Source organism: Streptomyces sp. NPDC028298 (genome assembly GCF_055565895.1).
This window is the reverse complement of record NZ_JBVHTL010000002.1, coordinates 394263-411780: the sequence shown is the minus strand read 5'-3', so window position 1 is coordinate 411780 and position 17518 is coordinate 394263. Positions and strand designations below refer to the sequence as shown.

The window sequence follows — 17518 nt, the reverse complement described above, 5'->3', positions numbered from 1 at the left end:
GATATGTCAGTTCTTACGGCTCTTTGGGCACCGGACGGCCGGGGTTTTTGTGGGGAGAGGGTCCCACGAGCTGCGGAGGGCCGGCGACCGGGGCTCCCGCCGGGGCGGATCAGGCGGGGTCGATCTCCCGCAGCAGACCGGTCGTGACGTCGAAGACGAAGCCGCGCACGTCGTCGGTGTGCACCAGGAAAGGGGAGGTGCGCACCCGCTGCATCGACTGCCGTACGTCCTGGTCGACGTCCCGGAAGGCCTCGACCGCCCACGCGGGGCGCTGGCCGACCTCCATCTCCAGGTCGTGCCGGAACTCCTCCGTGAGGGACTCCAGGCCGCAGCCGGTGTGGTGGATGAGGGCCACGCTGCGGGTGCCGAGGGCGCGCTGGCTGATCGTGAGCGAGCGGATCACGTCGTCGGTGACCACGCCGCCCGCGTTGCGGATGGTGTGGCAGTCGCCCAGCTTCAGGCCGAGCGCGGCGTGCAGGTCGAGGCGGGCGTCCATGCACGCGACCACGGCGACCCGCTGCACGGGTCGGGCGTCCATGCCCGGGTCGGTGAAGGCCGCGGCGTATTTCCCGTTCGCGTCCACGAGGCGGTCGGTCACCGAGCGCTCCGCGTCTATGGCGTCTTCGGGTTCGGTGGGAACGGATGCGGAAGTCGTCATGACTGCGACGTTACTGGTCACGCCCGGGCGAGGCCTGTTGTGAGAGGGGACAAAGAATGTCATCGCGGCTTGTTGTGAGGTAATCCACACGGGCGGTGACGGCCTGCCCGTTCGGGTGATTCTTCCTGATCCGCGGCTTCGGTCCGAGCGCCGTCCGCGACGCGCATGCCGGTTGGTTGACCGCGAGACACCGTGGACTAAAGTGACGCGAAGCGGGAGGCGAGGCTCTCCCCGCTGCACTGTTTTCCCCAGGAGACCCGGCGACCTTCCGGAGTTTCCCCGCGTGCGCGGCGCGTACGTACGGCTCGGCCTCCTCCCGCTCCCGGTCGGCCGACGCCCTTCATCCGGCGCCGGCGGCCTCCCCTTCCCGAGCGGGTGGGGACCCGGCGGTGCGTAGGGCCGCGCCGGACCTGAGAGGGCCCGGAATGAAAGGGCGCGAAGCGCTTCCCGACGAGGGTGACAGCGGGCGACCGGAGGGGCGCGGCCGACACGTCCCGGTCATGCTCGACCGGTGCCTGGACATGCTGGCCCCGGCCCTCACCGAGCCGGGAGCCGTGGTCGTCGACTGCACCCTCGGACTCGGCGGTCACAGCGAGGCGCTGCTGACCCGGTTCCCCGGAGTGCGGCTCGTCGCCCTGGACCGTGACAAGGAGGCGCTGCGCCTCTCCGGAGAGCGGCTCGCCCCCTACGGCACCCGCGCCGATCTGGTGCACGCCGTCTACGACGAACTCCCCGACGTGCTCGACCGCCTCGGCATCCCGCGCGTCCAGGGCATCCTGTTCGACCTCGGCGTCTCCTCCATGCAGCTCGACGAGGCCGACCGCGGGTTCGCCTACGCCCAGGACGCCCCGCTCGACATGCGCATGGACCAGACGACCGGCATGAGCGCCGCCGAGGTCCTCAACACCTACCCGCCGGGCGAACTGGTGCGGATCCTGCGGGCGTACGGCGAGGAGAAGCAGGCCAAGAGGATCGTCTCCGCGATCGTGCGCGAGCGCGAGAAGGAGCCCTTCACCAACAGCGCGCGGCTCGTCGAGCTGATCCGGGACGCGCTGCCCCAGGCCGCCAAGCGCACCGGCGGCAACCCCGCCAAGCGCACCTTCCAGGCGCTGCGCATCGAGGTCAACGGCGAACTGAGCGTCCTGGAGCGGGCGATTCCCGCGGCCGTGAAGGCGCTCGCCGTCGGCGGCCGGATCGCCGTCCTGTCGTACCACTCGCTGGAGGACCGGCTGGTCAAGCAGGTGTTCGCGGCCGGCGCCGCCAACACCGCGCCGCCCGGACTGCCCGTCGTCCCCGAGCGCTACCAGCCCCGGCTCAAGCTCCTCACCCGCGGTGCCGAACTTCCCACCGAGGAGGAGGTCGCCGAGAACCGGCGGGCCGCTCCCGCCCGGCTGCGGGGAGCAGAGCGCATCCGCGAGGAATCCGCCGAGTAGGCGCGGGGAGAAGGAGAGGCCGTGAGGCGGACACCCGGACTCGCGCGATGCCCCGGGCCCGTTTCCCGGACCCGCCGGAGGGCGGGCACCGGGCGGCGGGACCCGCGGCGGCCGGCCGGGGCCGGGAACCGAACCGGCGGTGGATTCGTGAGTAGGGGAACCGGACCCATGGAGCGGCCGTGAAGGCGGCAGACCAGAGCCACAGGGAGGGCGCGTGAGCGGCAGACCCGAACTCAGGGGGCGGGCCGCCCGGCTCGCGCGGCTCCTGCCGACCGGGGCCGGACAGGCCGCCCGCACCCCCTTCGTCCTCCTGGTGGTCCTGCTCCTCGGCGGCGGCCTCATCGGGCTCCTGGTGCTGAACTCGGCGCTCAGCGAAGGCGCGTTCCGCCTCGACGACCTCCAGAAGGAGACGAAGAGCCTCACCGACGAGGAACAGGCCCTCCAGCGGGACGTGGACGCCTACTCGGCCCCCGACGCCCTCCAGCGCCGCGCCCGCGAACTCGGCATGGTCCCCGGCGGAGACCCGGCCTTCCTCGGCCCCGACGGCACCGTCAAGGGCGTTCCCGGAGCCGCCGGCTCCGCCGCGCGGGCCCCGATGGTCCCCCCGCCCGAGGTCCTCGCCCCGGCCCGCACCCCGAGCCGGGCCCCGGCGCGGAGCGCGACACCGTCCCCCGGCGCGCGGCAGCCCTCCGCGGCAGCCTCCCCACAGCCCTCCACGACCCCTGGCAGGTGACGGAAGTGTCCGACAGGGAACCGCCGCGCCGCCGCGTGCCCGGCCCCGCCAGGCCCGCACGTCCGGCGGGCCGGAACCGCCCGGGGCCGGGTGCCCGCCCGGGGCCGGGTGCCCGCCCGGGGCGCCGCCCGGCCGCCAACCGCGCCGACGGCCGCGCCGACGGCCCCCGCCTCATCCGGCTCGGCAGCCCGCGCCCCCGTCTGCGCATGGTCAGCCTCGCGCTGACGCTGGTGATGATCGCGTTCGTGGTGCGGCTGCTGCAGGTGCAGGCCGTGGACGCGGGCACCTACGCCGCCAAGGCCGAGCAGAACCGCTACGTCGGGCGCACCCTGGCCGCCGAGCGCGGCGGGATCACCGACCGCGACGGCGTCGAACTGGCGACGAGCGTGGACGCGTACGACATCACCGCGGACCCGACGATGTTCACGCGCGAGGCCACCAAGACGGGGGACGCCCCCGAACAGGCCGCGGCCCTCCTCGGTCCGATCATCGGCCAGGACGTCGACACCGTCGCCAGGAAGCTGCGGACGAAGAACACCCGCTACGTCCTCCTCGCGCACCGCCGCACCCCCCAGGTCTGGCAGCAGATCAAGGACCTCAAGAGCACGCTCGGGACCAAGGCCGAGACGGACCGCAACACGGTCAACGTCCTTGCGGGCGTCCTCGCGGTACCGGCCAGCAAGCGCGTGTACCCGAACGGCGACCTGGCCGCCGGGATACTGGGCTGGGTCAACGCCGACGGCAAGGGCGGCGGCGGTGTCGAGCAGCAGTTGAACAAGGAGCTCACCGGCAAGGACGGCAAGATCCGCTACGCCCAGTCCGGGGGCCGTCAGGTGCCGACCGTGGGCTCCACCGAGACCCCCGCCGTGGCCGGCTCCGACGTCGAGCTCACCATCGACCGGGACATCCAGTGGGCCGCGCAGGACGCCATCACCGAGCAGGTGAAGAAGTCCAAGGCGGACCGCGGCTACGTGATAGTGCAGGACACGAGGACCGGCCAGATCCTCGCCATGGCCAACGCGCCCGGCTTCGACCCGAACGACCTCACCCAGGCCAACGCGGCGGCCATGGGCAACGCGGCCCTCCAGGACGCGTACGAGCCCGGCTCCACCGCCAAGCTGATGTCGATGGCCGCCGTCCTCCAGGAGAACGCGGCGACCCCCGCGACCCATGTCGTCGTACCCAACCGGCTGCACCGCGGCGACCGGCTCTTCCAGGACGACGTCGACCACAAGACCTGGCACCTCACGCTCAACGGCGTGCTCGCCAAGTCCAGCAACATCGGCACCATCCTGGCGACCGGTCAGCTCGGCAAGACCCAGAAACAGGCCAACCAGGTCCTCTACTCGTACCTGCGCAAGTTCGGCATCGGCAGCCACACCGGGCTCGGCTTCCCCGGCGAGACGGCGGGCATCCTCGCGCCCGCCGACAAGTGGTCCACCTCGCAGCAGTACACGATCCCTTTCGGCCAGGGCGTGTCGATCAACGCGATGCAGGCGGCCTCCGTCTACTCGACGATCGCCAACGGCGGCGTCCGCGTCGAGCCGACCCTGGTGCGCGGCACGAAGGGGCCCGACGGCCGCTTCACCCCCGCCGCCGAGCCGAAGAAGACCCGGGTCGTGAGCGAGAAGACGGCGAAGACCCTCGCCCAGATGCTGGAGTCGGTCGTGGACGACGAGCAGGGCACCGGCATCAAGGCACGCATCCCCGGGTACCGGGTCGCGGGCAAGACGGGTACGGCCAACCGCGTGGATCCGGCCACCGGCAAGTACCACGGCTACACCTCCTCCTTCGCCGGATTCGCCCCCGCAGACAAGCCCCGGATCACCGTCTACTGCGCCATCCAGAACGCCACGAAGGGCCTCTACTACGGAGGCCAGATCTGCGGACCCGTCTTCAAGCAGGTGATGGAGTTCGCCCTGAAGACCCTTCAGGTCCCGCCCACCGGCACCCACGCGGCCCGGCTGCCCGTCGAATACACACCGTGACCGCCCCCGACCTCACGCCGTGACCGGCGACCCCGCACAACGGACCAGGAACCACTCGTGACAACGATCACCCCGGACCCCGGGAACCAGCGCTCCCCGCACACCCCGTCCGCGCCCTCGCTTCGCCCCGGCGGGGGTGAGCCCGGTACGCTCACCGCCGTGCCACAAGCTGATCAGTCCCAAACCACCCAGAAGGGCGTCCCTGTGACATATCCGGGGCCGCCGCGTCCGGTTCACGTCTCCGCCACCCCCGTCGCGGAGCTCGCCGATCAGCTGGGTGCCGAGAAGCCGGAGAGCGGCGTCGGGGTCACGGGCATCACCCATGACTCCCGGGCGGTGCGACCCGGCGACGTGTACGCGGCGCTGCCGGGCGCCCGTCTGCACGGCGCCGACTTCGTGACCCAGGCCGCCGGCCTCGGCGCGGTCGCCGTGCTCACCGACCCGACCGGCGCCGACCGCGCCGCGGCCACCGGCCTGCCGGTCCTCGTCGTCGAGGACCCCCGCGGATCGATGGGCGAACTCGCGGCCACCATCTACGGCCACCCGGGACGCGATCTCCTCCAGATCGGCATCACGGGCACCTCGGGCAAGACCACGACGGCCTACCTCGTCGAGGGCGGCCTGCGGACCGTGCGCTCCACCGGCCTGATCGGCACGGTCGAGATGCGCATCGGCGACGAGCGCATCAAGTCCGAGCGCACCACACCCGAGGCCACCGACCTCCAGGCCCTGTTCGCGGTCATGCGCGAGCGCGGGGTCGACTCGGTCGCGATGGAGGTCTCCAGCCACGCGCTGGTCCTCGGCCGCGTCGACGGCTGCGTCTTCGACGTCGCCGTCTTCAACAACCTCAGCCCGGAACACATGGAGTTCCACACGGGCATGGAGGACTACTTCCAGGCCAAGGCCCAGCTCTTCACGGCCAAGCGCAGCCGGCTCGGCGTCGTGAACCTCGACGACGAGTACGGCCGCAGGCTCGCGGGGGAGGCCACCGTCCCCGTCGTCACCTTCTCCGCCGAGGGCCACCCGGACGCCGACTGGCGCGCCGAGGAGGTCGAAGTCGGCCCGATGGACTCGACGTTCACCGCGGTCGGCCCCAAGGGCGAGCGGATCACCGCCCGCTCGCCGCTCGCCGGCCCCTTCAACGTGGCGAACACGCTCGCCGCGATCGTCGCCCTCGCGGCCGCCGGGATCGACCCGCAGACCGCGGCCGACGGAATCGCCGCCGTCCCCGGGGTCCCGGGCCGGCTGGAGCGGGTCGACGAGGGCCAGCCGTACCTCGCCGTCGTCGACTACGCCCACAAGACGGACGCCGTCGAATCCGTCCTGCGCGCCCTGCGCAAGGTCACCGAGGGCCGGCTGCACGTGGTGCTCGGCTGCGGCGGCGACCGTGACAAGACCAAGCGGATGCCGATGGGCGCGGCCGCGGCCCGGCTCGCCGACACCGCCGTCCTCACCTCCGACAACCCCCGCTCCGAGGACCCGCTCGCGATCCTCGCCACGATGCTCGCGGGCGCCGCCGAGGTGCCGGCCCACGAGCGGGGCGAGGTCCAGGTCTTCGAGGACCGGGCCGCCGCCATCGCCGCGGCCGTCGCGCGCGCAAAGCCGGGCGACACCGTGCTGGTCGCGGGCAAGGGCCACGAGCAGGGCCAGGACATCGCCGGGGTGGTGCGTCCCTTCGACGACCGCCAGGTGCTTCGCGAAGCTATCCAGCAGACCCAGGGATGAACTTGTGATCGCCCTCTCTCTCGCCGAGATCGCAGCAGTCGTCGGCGGGCAGACGTACGACATACCGGATCCGGAGCTACAGGTCACCGGACCGGTCGTCAGAGACTCCCGTGAAGTGGGGTCCGGCAGCCTCTTCGTCGCCTTCGTCGGCGAACGCGTTGACGGCCACGACTACGCCCGGGCGGTGATCGAGGCCGGAGCGGCCGCCGTCCTGGCGTCCCGCCCCGTCGGCGTGCCCGCCATCGTCGTCGACGACGTGCAGAGGGCCCTCGGCGCCCTCGCCCGGCACGTCGTCGAACGGCTCGGCGCGACCCTCGTGGCCCTCACCGGCTCCGCGGGCAAGACCAGCACCAAGGACCTGATCGCCCAGGTGCTGCGGAGCAAGGCGCCGACCGTCTTCACCCCCGGCTCCCTCAACAACGAGATCGGACTGCCGCTCACCGCGCTCAGCGCCACCGAGGAGACGAAGTTCCTCGTGCTGGAGATGGGCGCCCGCGGCATCGGCCACATCCGCTACCTGACGGAACTGACCCCGCCGAAGGTCGGCCTCGTCCTCAACGTCGGCACCGCCCACATCGGCGAGTTCGGCGGCCGCGAACAGATCGCGCAAGCAAAGGGCGAGCTCGTCGAGAGCCTCCCCGAGGACGGCGCCGCGATCCTCAACGCGGACGATCCCCTCGTACGCGCCATGGCATCACGCACGAAGGCGCGCGTGCTCCTCTTCGGAGAGTCCGGCGAAGCGGACGTACGGGCCGAGAACGTCCGGCTCACGGAGAGCGGACAGCCTTCCTTCAGCCTTCGCACACCCTCCGGGTGCAGTGATGTGACCATGCGCCTGTACGGTGAGCACCACGTGTCGAACGCGCTCGCCGCGGCCGCCGTCGCCCATGAGCTGGGCATGTCCGCAGACGAGATCGCCCGCGCGCTCTCCGAGGCGGGCTCCCTCTCCCGCTGGCGGATGGAGGTCACCGAGCGTCCGGACGGCGTGACGGTCGTCAACGACGCCTACAACGCGAACCCCGAGTCCATGCGGGCCGCCCTGCGCGCGCTCGCGGCGATGGGCAAGGGGCGTCGTACGTGGGCGGTGCTCGGTCAGATGGCCGAGCTCGGGGACGAGGCGCTCGCCGAGCACGACGCGGTCGGACGGCTTGCCGTCCGGCTCAATGTCGGCAAGCTCGTCGCGGTCGGGGGCAGGGAAGCGTCCTGGCTGCAACTGGGCGCATATAACGAGGGTTCGTGGGGTGAGGAGTCGGTGCACGTGTCCGACGCACAGGCGGCTGTCGACCTGTTGCGCAGCGAGCTGCGCCCAGGGGACGTCGTGCTCGTGAAGGCGTCCAGGTCCGTCGGGCTGGAACGGGTGGCGCTCGCGCTGCTCGCCGACGGTACCGAGGGTGAGGTTTCCGCCCGATGATGAAGCAGATCCTGTTCGCGGGAGTCCTCGGTCTGTTCCTGACCCTGGCCGGCACTCCGCTGCTGATCAAGCTGCTGGCCCGCAAGGGCTACGGCCAGTACATCCGCGACGACGGCCCGCGCGAGCACGCCAGCAAGCGCGGTACGCCGACGATGGGTGGTATCGCCTTCATCCTGGCGACGATCGCCGCGTACTTCCTGAGCAAGCTCATCACCGGTTACCCGCCCACCTATTCGGGTCTGCTGGTCCTCGGCCTGATGTTCGGCATGGGCATGGTCGGCTTCCTGGACGACTACATCAAGATCGTCAAGCGTCGTTCCCTCGGTCTGCGGGCCAAGGCGAAGATGGCGGGACAGCTGATCGTCGGCATCTCCTTCGCGGTGCTGGCCCTGATGTTCCCCGACAACCGAGGCAACACCCCGGCTTCCACCAAGCTGTCGTTCATCACCGACTTCGGCTGGAAGATCGGCCCGGTGCTGTTCGTGATCTGGGCGCTGTTCATGATCCTCGCGATGTCGAACGGCGTGAACCTGACCGACGGTCTGGACGGTCTGGCCACCGGCGCCTCCGTCCTCGTCTTCGGCGCCTACACGTTCATCGGCGTCTGGCAGTTCCAGGAGTCGTGCGCCAACGCGACGACCCTGACCAACCCGGGCGCCTGCTACGAGGTGCGCGATCCACTCGACCTGGCCGTGGTGGCCTCCGCCCTGATGGGTGCCTGCCTGGGCTTCCTGTGGTGGAACACGTCGCCCGCCAAGATCTTCATGGGTGACACGGGTTCGCTCGCCCTCGGCGGTGTCCTCACCGGCCTGGCCATCCTCTCCCGCACCGAGCTGCTGGTGGCCATCATGGGCGGCCTGTTCGTCCTCATCACCATGTCGGTGGTCATCCAGGTCGGCTCCTTCAAGCTGACCGGGAAGCGTGTCTTCCGGATGGCTCCGCTCCAGCACCACTTCGAACTCAAGGGCTGGTCCGAAGTCCTTGTGGTGGTCCGATTCTGGATCATCCAGGGCATCTGCGTGATCGTCGGACTCGGCCTCTTCTACGCAGGATGGGCAGCCAAGAAGTGACCAACTGGCAGGGAAAGCACGTCACCGTCGCCGGCCTCGGCGTCTCGGGCATCCCGGCGGCCAAGGTCCTGCACGGCCTCGGCGCCCTCGTCACCGTCGTCAACGACGGCGACGACGAACGGGCCCGTGCACAGGCCGCGGACCTCGAGGCACTCGGCGTCACCGTGCGCCTCGGTGACGGCGCGACCCTGCCCGAGGGCACCGAGCTCATCGTGACCGCGCCCGGCTGGCAGCCGGACAAGCCGCTGTTCACCGCGGCCGCCGCGGCGGGCGTCCCGGTCTGGGGCGACGTCGAACTCGCCTGGCGGCTGCGGGAACTGGACGGCAGGAAGCCGGCTCCCTGGCTCGCGGTCACCGGCACCAACGGCAAGACCACGACCGTCCAGATGCTCGCCTCCATCCTGAAGGCGGCCGGACTGCGCACCGCGGCCGTCGGCAACATCGGCGTCTCGCTCCTCGACGCCGTCCTCGGCGAGGAGGAGTACGACGTCCTCGCCGTCGAACTCTCCAGCTACCAGCTCCACTGGGCGCCCTCGCTGCGCGCCCACTCCGGGGCCGTGCTGAACCTCGCGCCCGACCATCTCGACTGGCACGGCTCCATGGAGGCGTACGCCGCCGACAAGGGCCGTATCTACGAGGGCAATCGCATCGCCTGCGTCTACAACGTGGCCGACAAGGCCACCGAGGACCTGGTGCGCGCCGCGGACGTCGAGGAGGGCTGCCGCGCCGTCGGCTTCACCCTCGGCGCCCCGGGACCCTCCCAACTCGGCGTCGTGGACGGCATCCTGGTCGACCGCGCGTTCGTCGAGGACCGGCAGCGCAACGCCCAGGAGCTGGCGGAGGTCTCCGACGTCACTCCGCCCGCCCCGCACAACGTCGCCAACGCCCTTGCCGCGGCGGCCCTCGCGCGTGCCTTCGGGGTGCCTCCCAAGGCCGTACGGGACGGACTGCGGGCCTTCACCCCGGACGCCCACCGCATCGCGCACGTGGCCGACGTGGACGAGGTCGCCTACGTCGACGACTCCAAGGCCACCAACACGCATGCCGCGGAAGCCTCCTTGGCGGCCTACGAGTCGATCGTGTGGATCGCCGGAGGGCTCGCCAAGGGCGCGACCTTCGACGAACTGGTCGCCCGGTCGGCGAAGCGGCTGAGGGGCGTCGTCCTGATCGGCGCGGACCGCGCGCTGATCCGCGAAGCCCTGGCGCGACACGCCCCCGAGGTACCGGTCGTCGACCTCGACCGGACCGACACTGGGGCGATGCTCGCGGCTGTCCAGGAGGCCAGGAGGCTCGCCGAGCCCGGGGACACGGTCCTGCTGGCCCCGGCCTGCGCGTCCATGGACATGTTCGCCAACTACAACAAGCGCGGTGACGCGTTCGCGGAGGCGGTCCGCGAACTCGGCGCCTGACCTGGCTGCCTGGCCGGGCGAAGCTGGGAGGGACGGACGCGTGACATCGCTGTGGACCGAAGACTCCGATGCCGGTTAGCCGCACCGGCCGCCCTCCCGTGCGGCGGGCCGGCCGGCCCGCCGCCGCCGGGGCGTCCCGCGACAATCCCGTGCGCCGTCTGTACCTGCGGGCCCGCAAGGCCTGGGACCGGCCGCTGACCGCGTACTACCTGATCCTCGGCGGCAGCCTGCTGATCACCGTGCTGGGACTCGTGATGGTCTACTCGGCCTCGCAGATCACGGCGCTCCAGCTCTCGCTGCCCGGGTCGTTCTTCTTCCGCAAGCAGTTCCTGGCCGCCCTGATCGGCGGTGTGCTCCTCTTCGCCGCCTCCCGGATGCCGGTGAAGCTGCACCGGGCGCTGGCCTACCCGATCCTGGCGGGCGCCGTCTTCATGATGGTCCTCGTGCAAGTGCCCGGGATAGGGCTCTCGGTCAACGGCAACCAGAACTGGATCTCGCTGGGCGGCTCGTTCCAGATCCAGCCCAGCGAGTTCGGCAAGCTCGCGCTCGTGCTCTGGGGAGCCGATCTGCTCGCCCGCAAGCAGGACAAGCGGCTGCTGACCCAGTGGAAGCACATGCTGGTCCCGCTCGTGCCCGCCGCCTTCATGCTGCTCGGCCTGATCATGCTCGGCGGGGACATGGGAACCGCGATCATCCTCACGGCCATCCTGTTCGGGCTGCTGTGGCTGGCCGGAGCGCCCACCCGGCTGTTCGTGGGCGTGCTCTCCGTCGCCCTGGCGATCGGCTTCCTGCTCATCAAGACGAGCCCCAACCGCATGTCCAGGCTGGCGTGCATCGGCGCGACCGAGCCGGGGCCGCACGACACCTGCTGGCAGGCCGTGCACGGCATCTACGCCCTCGCCTCCGGCGGGCTCTTCGGTTCCGGCCTCGGTGCCAGCGTGGAGAAATGGGGCCAACTTCCCGAAGCGCACACCGACTTCATCTTCGCCATCACTGGGGAGGAACTGGGCCTCGCGGGGACGCTGTCGGTGCTCGCCCTCTTCGCGGCTCTAGGCTATGCGGGTATCCGCGTGGCCGGACGCACGGAGGACCCCTTCGTGAGGTATGCCGCGGGAGGCGTGACCACCTGGATCACGGCCCAGGCCGTGATCAACATCGGTGCGGTGCTCGGTCTGCTGCCGATCGCCGGTGTCCCGCTCCCGCTGTTCTCCTACGGGGGTTCCGCCCTGCTGCCGACCATGTTCGCCATCGGGCTCTTGATCGCGTTCGCGCGTGACGACCCCGCTGCGCGGGCGGCTCTCGCCATGCGGCAACCCCGCTTTGGCAGAAAGCGGGGTGCGGTGAGAGAGTCCGCAAGGGCCGCGGGGCCCCGGAGATGGAACACGATGCGACGGCGTGCCTCTGCGGCGCGTTCGTCCGGAGAGCGGTGAATTTCGGTGCATGTCGTACTCGCCGGCGGGGGGACCGCCGGCCACATCGAGCCCGCGCTCGCCCTCGCGGACGCCCTGCGCAGGCAGGACCCCACCGTGGGAATCACGGCCCTGGGCACGGAACGGGGCCTGGAGACCCGGCTCGTACCCGAGCGCGGCTACGAACTGGCGCTGATCCCGGCCGTACCGCTGCCGCGCAAGCCCACCCCCGAGCTGATCACCGTCCCCGGGCGGCTGCGCGGCACGATCAAGGCCGTCGAGCAGATCCTGGAGCGGACCAAGGCGGACGCGGTCGTCGGCTTCGGCGGCTACGTGGCCCTGCCCGGCTACCTGGCGGCCAAGCGCCTCGGCGTGCCGATCGTCATCCACGAGGCCAACGCCAGGCCCGGACTCGCCAACAAGATCGGTTCGCGGTACGCGGCCCAGGTCGCCGTCTCCACGCCCGACAGCAAGCTCCGCGGATCCCGCTACATCGGCATCCCGCTGCGCCGCACCATCGCCACCCTCGACCGCGCCGCCGTGCGGCCCGAGGCGCGCGCCGCGTTCGGGCTCGACCCGAACCTGCCGACGCTGCTCGTGTCGGGCGGCTCGCAGGGCGCCCGCCGCCTCAACGAGGTGGTCCAGCAGGCGGCTCCGTACCTCCAGCAGGCCGGAATCCAGATCCTGCACGCGGTCGGCCCGAAGAACGAACTGCCGCAGGTGCACCAGATGCCGGGGATGCCCCCGTACATCCCGGTACCGTACGTGGACCGGATGGATCTCGCGTACGCCGCGGCCGACATGATGCTCTGCCGCGCGGGCGCGATGACCGTCGCCGAACTCTCCGCCGTCGGACTGCCCGCCGCCTACGTCCCGCTGCCCATCGGCAACGGCGAACAGCGGCTGAACGCCCAGCCGGTGGTCAAGGCCGGTGGCGGACTGCTGGTCGACGACGCGGAGCTGACCCCGCAGTGGGTGCAGCAGAACGTGCTGCCCGTGCTCGCCGACCCGCACCGGCTGTACGAGATGTCGGTCGCCGCCAGTGAGTTCGGCCGCCGTGACGCCGACGACCTGCTCGTCGGCATGGTGTACGAGGCGATCGCCTCGCGTCACCGCTAGGACCGCATGAGGGAAGGCAGGGAGCGTGGCCGGACCGAGTACCGCCGAGCGCGGTGAACGGCAGAAGCTGGAGTCCGGCCCGCCCCGGCCGCCCCTCGTCGGGCGGCTCCGCCGCCTTCGTAGGCTCATCATCCTTTTGCTCGCCGTGCTGTTGGCCGGAGCCGCCGCGGTGTGGATCCTCTACGGCTCCTCCTGGCTGCGCACGGAACGCGTGACCGTCTCCGGGACGCGGGTGCTGACCCCCGCCCAGGTGCGCGAGGCGGCCGGCGTGCCGGTCGGATCGCCGCTGGTCTCCGTCGACACGGACGCCATCGAGGCGCGGCTGCTCAGGGAATTGCCCCGGATCGACTCGGTCGAGGTCGACCGGTCCTGGCCGCACGGAATCGGTCTGACGGTGACCGAACGAACTCCCGTCCTCATCGTCCGAAAAGGCGCGAAGTTCGTCGAAGTGGACGCGAAGGGTGTCCGGTTCGCCACCGTTTCACAGGCCCCGAAGGGCGTGCCCGTCCTTGAGCTGGCGGTCTCGAACGGCGCCGCGGCGCGGCGCTTCCCCGCCGGCCGGCTCGTGCGCGAGGCGGTGCGGATCGCCGGGGACATCCCGGACCGGGTCGCCCGTGACACCCGTACCGTCAAGGTCCGTTCCTACGACGCCGTCTCGCTGGAGTTGACGGGCGGCAGGACCGTCGCGTGGGGCAGCGCGGAGAAGGGCCGGGCGAAGGCCAGGACGCTCCTTGCTCTCATGAAAGCCGATTCCGGGGCCCGGCACTTCGACGTAAGTGCCCCCACCGCCCCCGCATCGTCGAGCAGTTGACCCGCATCGGTGCAGGCCAGCACCCTGGTTGGGCAGTGCCAGGCCTGATCACATAGGGTGAAAAGAAAAACGGGAGGTTCGGCGTGTTCGTTGAACGCGCGCCACTTGTCGACTTAGTGTCCTGTTCGGAAGAGTCCAAGGAACAGACACACTGGTAACCCTAAACTTCAGCGTTAGGGTTCGGGTCGGCGTTCGGACCGTCCCATTCGGCATCAGTCGTCGGATCGCGAGCACGCGAGGCGACGACACGTAACTCGAGGCGAGAGGCCTTCGACGTGGCAGCACCGCAGAACTACCTCGCAGTCATCAAAGTCATCGGTGTCGGCGGCGGTGGTGTCAATGCCATCAACCGGATGATCGAGGTCGGTCTCAAGGGCGTCGAGTTCATCGCCATCAACACCGACGCGCAGGCGCTGTTGATGAGCGACGCCGACGTCAAGCTCGACGTCGGCCGGGAACTCACCCGCGGCCTCGGGGCCGGAGCCAACCCGGCAGTCGGCCGCAAGGCCGCCGAGGATCACCGCGAGGAGATCGAGGAGGTCCTCAAGGGGGCCGACATGGTCTTCGTGACGGCCGGCGAGGGCGGCGGCACCGGCACCGGCGGCGCGCCCGTCGTGGCCAACATCGCCCGCTCGCTGGGCGCCCTCACCATCGGCGTGGTCACCCGCCCGTTCACCTTCGAGGGCCGGCGCCGCGCCAACCAGGCCGAGGACGGCATCGCGGAACTCCGCGAAGAGGTCGACACCCTCATCGTCATCCCGAACGACCGGCTGCTGTCCATCTCGGACCGCCAGGTCTCGGTCCTCGACGCCTTCAAGTCGGCGGACCAGGTCCTGCTCTCCGGCGTCCAGGGCATCACCGACCTCATCACCACGCCCGGTCTGATCAACCTCGACTTCGCCGACGTCAAGTCCGTCATGTCCGAGGCCGGTTCGGCGCTCATGGGCATCGGCTCCGCCCGCGGCGACGACCGTGCGGTGGCGGCGGCCGAGATGGCCATCTCCTCGCCCCTGCTGGAAGCCTCCATCGACGGCGCCCGCGGCGTCCTGCTGTCCATCTCCGGCGGCTCCGACCTCGGCCTGTTCGAGATCAACGAGGCGGCCCAGCTCGTCAGCGAGGCGGCGCACCCCGAGGCCAACATCATCTTCGGCGCGGTGATCGACGACGCCCTCGGCGACGAGGTGCGGGTCACCGTCATCGCCGCCGGCTTCGACGGCGGTCAGCCCCCGGCCAAGCGCGAGAACGTCCTCGGCTCGGCTTCGGCCCGGCGCGAGGACCCCGCCCCGTCGCGTCCGGCCGAGAGCCGCCCGTCCTTCGGGACGCTCGGCAGCGTCACGCCCAAGGAGCCGGCTCCCGAGCCTGCCCCGGAGCCGGTCAGCGAGCTGCCGGTGTCCCCGCCGGTCCCGCCGTCCCGCTCCTACTCGGACAGCGCGGCCGAGGAACTGGACGTGCCGGACTTCCTGAAGTGATAGGACAGCGCTCCGCCGCGAGCACCGTGAGCGGCGCCCACTTCGCCTTCACCGACAGGTGGGGCGGGGTGAGCGCCGTTCCGTACGAGGAGCTCAACCTCGGCGGGGCGGTCGGCGACGACCCCGGCGCCGTACGCGCCAACCGGGAACTGGCCGCGAAGGCGCTCGGGCTCGACCCGGCCCGGGTCGTCTGGATGAACCAGGTGCACGGGCCCGACGTGGCGGTCGTCGAGGAGCCCTGGGGCGCCTCGGACATCCCCGCCGTCGACGCGCTCGTCACGGCGCGGCGGGGGCTGGCGCTCGCCGTCCTCACCGCCGACTGCACGCCCGTCCTGCTGGCCGACCCCGTCGCCGGGGTGGCCGCCGCGGCGCACGCGGGACGGCCCGGCATGGTCGCCGGCGTGGTTCCCGCGGCCGTGCGGGCCATGGTGGAACTGGGCGCCGACCCGGCCAGGATCGTCGCCCGCACCGGACCCGCCGTCTGCGGGCGGTGCTACGAGGTGCCGGAGGCGATGCGCGCCGAGGTCGCCGCCGTGGAACCCGCGGCGTACGCCGAGACGAGCTGGGGAACGCCCGCGGTCGACGTGACCGCCGGGGTGCACGCGCAGCTCGAACGGCTCGGAGTGCGCGACCGGGAGCAGTCGCCGGTGTGCACGATCGAATCGGGGGACCACTTCTCGTACCGACGGGACCGAACGACCGGGCGGCTCGCCGGTTACGTCTGGTTGGACTGATGGGGCATGACGGACCGTAAGGCTCAACTCGCCGCGAATCTGGCGAAAGTGGAAGAGCGCATCACGGAGGCGTGCACGGCCGCCGGGCGCAAGCGTGAAGAGGTGACCCTGATCGTGGTCACCAAGACCTATCCCGCGAGCGATGTGCGGATCCTGTCCGAACTCGGTGTGCGTCACGTGGCCGAGAACCGGGACCAGGACGCCGCGCCCAAAAGCGCGGAGTGCTCGGATCTGCCGCTGTCGTGGCATTTTGTCGGTCAATTGCAGACCAACAAGGTGCGTTCTGTGGTCGGTTACGCGGATTTCGTGCAGTCCGTCGACCGTTCCCGGCTTGTCACGGCTCTCTCGAAGGAAGCGGTACGGGCGGAACGCGAACTGGGGTGCCTCATCCAGGTCGCCCTGGACGCGCAGGAGAGCGGACGGGGCGAGCGCGGCGGCGTGGGGGTCGGCGGGGTCGAGGAGTTGGCCGGACTCGTCGCGGACTCCCCGGGACTGCGGCTCGACGGACTGATGACGGTGGCTCCGCTCACCGGCGCGTACGCGGGGCGCCAACAACAGGCGTTCGAGCGGCTGATGGATTTGTCGACTGCCGTGCGCCGGGACCATCCGGCTGCGAACATGGTCTCGGCAGGGATGAGCTCGGATCTCGAACAGGCTGTGGCGGCCGGAGCGACACATGTACGCGTCGGTACTGCGGTACTCGGAGTCCGACCCGGCCTCCGGTAACGTCGCCAAGAAGTCGGACCACAGCAGAAAATATGGTCATTACCGCCAAATGCGGGCATAACGACCTCGTGGATCGCGGGCACTTGGCAGTTCGTCAGCCGATCCACCACAGAGCGGAGGACTCAGAGCATGGCCGGCGCGATGCGCAAGATGGCGGTCTACCTCGGCCTCGTGGAGGACGATGGGTACGACGGCAGAGGATTCGACCCCGACGACGACTTCGAGCCCGAGCTCGACCCTGAGCCCGAGCGTGACCGGCGGCGGCACGAACCGCCGCACCAGTCACACCAGGTGCACGCGTCCCAAAGGGACGAATCGGTACGAGTGGTACAGCCCTCGGCGCCCCGCGACCCGGTGCCGCATTCCGCGTCGCTCGCCGCGGAGTCCGGGCGTCCGGCGCGCATCGCCCCCGTGGCGTCCATCACACAAGAACGTCAGAGCTTGGAGAAGAACGCCCCGGTGATCATGCCCAAGGTCGTGTCGGAACGAGAGCCGTACCGGATCACCACGCTGCACCCCCGGACGTACAACGAGGCCCGTACCATCGGGGAACACTTCCGTGAGGGCACCCCGGTGATCATGAACCTGACCGAGATGGACGACACCGACGCGAAGCGACTTGTCGACTTCGCGGCCGGTTTGGTGTTCGGTCTCCACGGCAGCATCGAGCGGGTGACGCAGAAGGTGTTCCTGTTGTCGCCTGCTAACGTCGATGTCACGGCGGAGGACAAGGCCCGCATCGCAGAGGGCGGGTTCTTCAACCAGAGCTGAGACGCAGGACCGGAACACCGTAGGGAAAACAGGGGAGAGGGAAGCACGGATC

15 protein-coding genes are annotated in these 17518 nt (G+C 70.8%); 14 read left to right on the top strand and 1 reads right to left on the bottom strand.

The genetic code is table 11. From position 1 onward, the window contains the following. Nucleotides 1-109 precede the first annotated feature (109 nt). Complete coding sequence (locus ACZ4TO_RS10375; protein ID WP_382780929.1) at nucleotides 110-658, bottom strand: beta-class carbonic anhydrase; 549 nt, start codon at nucleotides 656-658, stop codon at nucleotides 110-112. A gap of 425 nt (nucleotides 659-1083) precedes the next feature. On the opposite strand from ACZ4TO_RS10375, the gene rsmH reads away from it, so the two are divergent. The 14 genes from rsmH (at nucleotide 1084) to ACZ4TO_RS10305 (ending at nucleotide 17466) form a co-directional block, all read left to right on the top strand. Further along, nucleotides 1084-2091, top strand: coding sequence for a 16S rRNA (cytosine(1402)-N(4))-methyltransferase RsmH (gene rsmH, locus ACZ4TO_RS10370; protein ID WP_468023955.1), 1008 nt, complete (start codon nucleotides 1084-1086; stop codon nucleotides 2089-2091). Nucleotides 2092-2305: 214 nt separating this feature from the next. Beyond that, entirely contained in the window at nucleotides 2306-2824 is a 519-nt protein-coding gene (ftsL, locus tag ACZ4TO_RS10365) for a cell division protein FtsL (RefSeq protein WP_382780923.1), read from the top strand. Between the two features lie 5 nt (nucleotides 2825-2829). Continuing rightward, nucleotides 2830-4812 (top strand): peptidoglycan D,D-transpeptidase FtsI family protein, encoded by a 1983-nt coding sequence (locus tag ACZ4TO_RS10360; RefSeq protein WP_468023954.1) that lies wholly within the window; start codon nucleotides 2830-2832, stop codon nucleotides 4810-4812. A 57-nt stretch (nucleotides 4813-4869) separates the two neighbouring features. Continuing rightward, on the top strand, nucleotides 4870-6537 hold the full coding sequence (locus ACZ4TO_RS10355; RefSeq protein ID WP_468023953.1) for a UDP-N-acetylmuramoyl-L-alanyl-D-glutamate--2,6-diaminopimelate ligase: 1668 nt from the start codon (nucleotides 4870-4872) through the stop codon (nucleotides 6535-6537). A gap of 4 nt (nucleotides 6538-6541) precedes the next feature. Beyond that, complete coding sequence (locus ACZ4TO_RS10350; protein WP_468023952.1) at nucleotides 6542-7948, top strand: UDP-N-acetylmuramoyl-tripeptide--D-alanyl-D-alanine ligase; 1407 nt, start codon at nucleotides 6542-6544, stop codon at nucleotides 7946-7948. Beyond that, nucleotides 7945-9018, top strand: coding sequence for a phospho-N-acetylmuramoyl-pentapeptide-transferase (mraY, locus tag ACZ4TO_RS10345; RefSeq protein WP_361686155.1), 1074 nt, complete (start codon nucleotides 7945-7947; stop codon nucleotides 9016-9018). The genes ACZ4TO_RS10350 and mraY overlap by 4 nt, the downstream gene beginning before the upstream one ends. Beyond that, a complete protein-coding gene (murD, locus tag ACZ4TO_RS10340; RefSeq protein WP_382780910.1) occupies nucleotides 9000-10427 on the top strand; it encodes a UDP-N-acetylmuramoyl-L-alanine--D-glutamate ligase in 1428 nt (475 codons plus the stop codon). Before mraY ends, murD begins: the two co-directional genes overlap by 19 nt. Nucleotides 10428-10495: 68 nt before the next feature. After that, nucleotides 10496-11857, top strand: coding sequence for a putative lipid II flippase FtsW (gene ftsW, locus ACZ4TO_RS10335; RefSeq protein ID WP_382780907.1), 1362 nt, complete (start codon nucleotides 10496-10498; stop codon nucleotides 11855-11857). 6 nt (nucleotides 11858-11863) lie between these two features. Continuing rightward, nucleotides 11864-12955 (top strand): undecaprenyldiphospho-muramoylpentapeptide beta-N-acetylglucosaminyltransferase, encoded by a 1092-nt coding sequence (gene murG, locus ACZ4TO_RS10330; RefSeq protein ID WP_382780904.1) that lies wholly within the window; start codon nucleotides 11864-11866, stop codon nucleotides 12953-12955. Between the two features lie 25 nt (nucleotides 12956-12980). Continuing rightward, complete coding sequence (locus ACZ4TO_RS10325) at nucleotides 12981-13766, top strand: cell division protein FtsQ/DivIB (RefSeq protein ID WP_468023951.1); 786 nt, start codon at nucleotides 12981-12983, stop codon at nucleotides 13764-13766. 275 nt (nucleotides 13767-14041) lie between these two features. Next, nucleotides 14042-15235, top strand: a complete 1194-nt coding sequence (gene ftsZ / locus ACZ4TO_RS10320; protein ID WP_385047656.1) for a cell division protein FtsZ — start codon at nucleotides 14042-14044, stop codon at nucleotides 15233-15235. Then, nucleotides 15232-15969 (top strand): peptidoglycan editing factor PgeF, encoded by a 738-nt coding sequence (gene pgeF, locus ACZ4TO_RS10315; protein ID WP_468023950.1) that lies wholly within the window; start codon nucleotides 15232-15234, stop codon nucleotides 15967-15969. The genes ftsZ and pgeF overlap by 4 nt, the downstream gene beginning before the upstream one ends. 6 nt (nucleotides 15970-15975) lie before the next feature. Next, entirely contained in the window at nucleotides 15976-16695 is a 720-nt protein-coding gene (locus ACZ4TO_RS10310; RefSeq protein WP_382780894.1) for a YggS family pyridoxal phosphate-dependent enzyme, read from the top strand. A gap of 129 nt (nucleotides 16696-16824) precedes the next feature. Continuing rightward, nucleotides 16825-17466 carry a cell division protein SepF gene (locus ACZ4TO_RS10305; protein WP_382780890.1) on the top strand — a complete coding sequence of 214 codons (642 nt, stop codon included), beginning with the start codon at nucleotides 16825-16827 and terminating at the stop codon, nucleotides 17464-17466. Nucleotides 17467-17518 lie beyond the last annotated feature (52 nt).

What these genes read in the sequence shown, in the direction of transcription:
- ACZ4TO_RS10305 (WP_382780890.1), top strand. Translation starts at nt 16,825, where the DNA reads ATGGCCGGCGCGATGCGCAAGATGGCGGTCTACCTCGGCCTCGTGGAG.
- ftsW (WP_382780907.1), top strand. Translation starts at nt 10,496, where the DNA reads ATGCCGGTTAGCCGCACCGGCCGCCCTCCCGTGCGGCGGGCCGGCCGG.
- ACZ4TO_RS10310 (WP_382780894.1), top strand. Translation starts at nt 15,976, where the DNA reads ATGACGGACCGTAAGGCTCAACTCGCCGCGAATCTGGCGAAAGTGGAA.
- ACZ4TO_RS10375 (WP_382780929.1), bottom strand. Translation starts at nt 658, where the DNA reads ATGACGACTTCCGCATCCGTTCCCACCGAACCCGAAGACGCCATAGAC.
- rsmH (WP_468023955.1), top strand. Translation starts at nt 1,084, where the DNA reads ATGAAAGGGCGCGAAGCGCTTCCCGACGAGGGTGACAGCGGGCGACCG.
- murD (WP_382780910.1), top strand. Translation starts at nt 9,000, where the DNA reads ATGGGCAGCCAAGAAGTGACCAACTGGCAGGGAAAGCACGTCACCGTC.
- mraY (WP_361686155.1), top strand. Translation starts at nt 7,945, where the DNA reads ATGATGAAGCAGATCCTGTTCGCGGGAGTCCTCGGTCTGTTCCTGACC.